The sequence below is a fragment of the Bacteriovorax sp. DB6_IX genome (assembly GCF_000447775.1).
Taxonomy (GTDB): Bacteria; Bdellovibrionota; Bacteriovoracia; order Bacteriovoracales; family Bacteriovoracaceae; genus Halobacteriovorax_A.
The window spans coordinates 1-2681 of record NZ_AUNJ01000018.1; the positions used below are offsets into that span (position 1 = coordinate 1).

General features: G+C 39.1%; 2 protein-coding genes. Both read left to right on the forward strand.

What is annotated here, in order from left to right; all coding sequences use genetic code 11:
• Window positions 1-160 precede the first annotated feature (160 nt).
• Window positions 161-1270, forward strand: a complete 1110-nt coding sequence (locus M901_RS00650) for a hypothetical protein (RefSeq protein ID WP_034719245.1) — start codon at window positions 161-163, stop codon at window positions 1268-1270.
• A gap of 23 nt (window positions 1271-1293) precedes the next feature.
• Window positions 1294-2511 (forward strand): hypothetical protein, encoded by a 1218-nt coding sequence (locus tag M901_RS00655; protein WP_021276221.1) that lies wholly within the window; start codon window positions 1294-1296, stop codon window positions 2509-2511.
• Window positions 2512-2681 lie beyond the last annotated feature (170 nt).

The following is a 2681-nucleotide window of genomic DNA, read 5'->3' on the forward strand; positions in this document are numbered from 1 at the left end:
AATCCCTTTTTAAGCTATTCTGGGCCATTTCAAGGTGTTGACAAAAACGCTCTAGGCCCAGACAATTTTAATTACAGTAAAATAATAAGTTTTTTTTATTAGATAAAAACAAACGAGAGATGCAGATTTAAATATCTGTTTTTAATCAAGGAGAGTAATGATGAAAAAACATCTCATGGTTGCAGCGGGACTTGCAGTTCTTTCAACGTCTGCATTCGCTACAAAAGCAAGACTTCAGGCACTTGGACAAGACACATCTGGTTCATTCTTTTTAGATGACACTAGAAGCGTATTCCTTAACCCTGCAAAACTAAACACAATGAACAACTACGTTGTTACTGAATGGGGTGATGCTGATAACGCTGCTGATTCAGAAGCAAATGCTCACGCTGAAGGTGGTTTCTTTAGAAAGTCAGGATCTATGGCTTACGGACTTTACTTCGGTAACGAGTCTAACCTTAACAACACTGATAGAACTACTGAAGATGCAAACTTCAGAAGTGCTGACAACAATATTGAGCTTTTCTTTGCTGGTGACATGGGTCTTCAGTGGGGAGCAAGAGTTCAATATGCTTCTTCTAAAGATGAGCCAACAGGTGGAATCAAGAAAGAAAATGACGTTCTTGGACTTGGTCTAGGTATCGTTAAGAATAACATCGAAGCTTACGCAAACCTTCTTCTTAAGGATGAGTCAAAAGGTGCTACAGTAGCTAACGACGCATTCGAAGCTGATATGGGACTTCAAGTTGGTGGTTCTTACTCAATGAATGACATGACTTTCTACGTAGATTACGACAAGAATGGTTATGAGCACAAAAATGCTGGAACAAAAGAAAACGAAGTTGAAAAGACAACTATGACAATTGGTGTAGCTAAAGAAAGAGAAATTTCTAAAACTGCTAAAATGTTCATGGACCTAAGATTCACAAACTTCAAAAACGAAGATTCAGTTGCTAAGACAGAAGTTAAGACTAAGTCACTTCCACTAACTGTTGGTTTCGAAACTGAAGCGACTTCTTGGCTAACTCTTAGAGCTTCTGTAAGCCAAAACGTTGTTATTGGTGAAACTGAAACTAAAGGGACTGGAAAATCAACTGATACTAACACTACTAACGTAAATGCTGGTGCGACTCTTACTTTTGGTAAGCTAATGGTTGATGGTGTTATCGGAACAACTGATGCATCAAGAACAGGAACAATCAACTCTGAGAAAGGTTCTCTAGCTACAGATAACCTAATGACAAGAGTTGCAGTACACTACTGGTTCTAATTCTAATTTAAGGAGTAATTAATATGAAAAAGATATTACTAACAGCAGCGGCGCTAAGTGCATTTTCAACAAGCGTATACGCTACAAAAGCTAGAATCCTATCTCTAGGTGACGAAGTTGAAGATAACTACTTCACAATGGATGATAGATACATCTTTACTAACGCATCTTACGCAAACGAGTATGCTGATATGGTTATGCTTGAGTGGGGTGATGATGGTGCAGGTTCTGGAGGAGCTTCTCTAGATCAAGATTCAGATGCAAAAGCAATGGGTGGTTTTTTAACAAAGTCTGGTGACTTCGTTTATGGTGCTTACCTGGGGAATGAGTCAAATGTTTCTTCTTTCCTAAGAATCCTTGCTTCAAATGCAACAGGACAATACCTACAAACTTCTGACAATCAAGTTGATCTATTCATCGCTGGTGGTCAAGGTGTTAAGTGGGGAGCTAACTTCCTATACTCTAAGTCTAAAGACGAAAGAGATGCTTCTGACAACGCGGAAGACTCAGCAATGGCACTAAGACTTGGTGCTCACACTGATAAGTGGGAAGGTTTTGCAAATATCTCTCTTAAGTCTGAATCAGAAGACAAGAACCACACTGGTGATCCGAAATTCGAAGGAAAGCTAGGGTTTCAACTTGGTGGATCTTATACAATGGGTAACGTGAAGTACCACGCAGCATTTAAGAAATTTGATTGGGAACAAACACTTTCTGGAACTAAAACAGATGGTGGATTCACAAGAATCGATCTTGGTGCTGGACATACTCACAAAATCAACGCGACAGATTCTGTTTTCGTAAGAACTCAGTTCACGAAACTAGATGTTGAGCTTGATTACACAGCTGGTAAAGCTGAGCTAAACAACACAGTTCTACCTGTTATCATTGGTTATGAAGGAAAAGCAACTTCTTGGTTAGTTCTAAGAGGGTCGATCTCTCACAACATTATTGGTACAGCAGAGTCTAAGAACCTAAGTTCTATCCCTCTAGCTGGAACAGGTGGTTCACTTCAGAACCTAGCTCTTGCTTCTTACAATGGTTCAACTACTGACGGTGAAACAACTATCGCTAACTCAACTACAGTTAACGCTGGTGCATCTTTCATCTTTGGTAAGCTTACTATTGACGGTTTCGTAGGAACTACAGCTGCTTCAAGAGCTGCTACTACTCAAGCTAAGCAAGGTGTTCTTTCAACAGATAACCTACTTACAAGAGTTGGTATGACTTACTCTTTCTAATTCTTTTAAGAAATTTAGAAATACAAAAGGGGAGCTTTCGAGCTCCCTTTTTTTATTCAGGTATTCAGGTACCAGTATCTTTTTCTTATGAGAGTTGCGTTAAATGACACATGACTCATAAGAAAAAGATACTGGTACCTTGTTATGAAGATTAGAAGTCTTGAAATCNG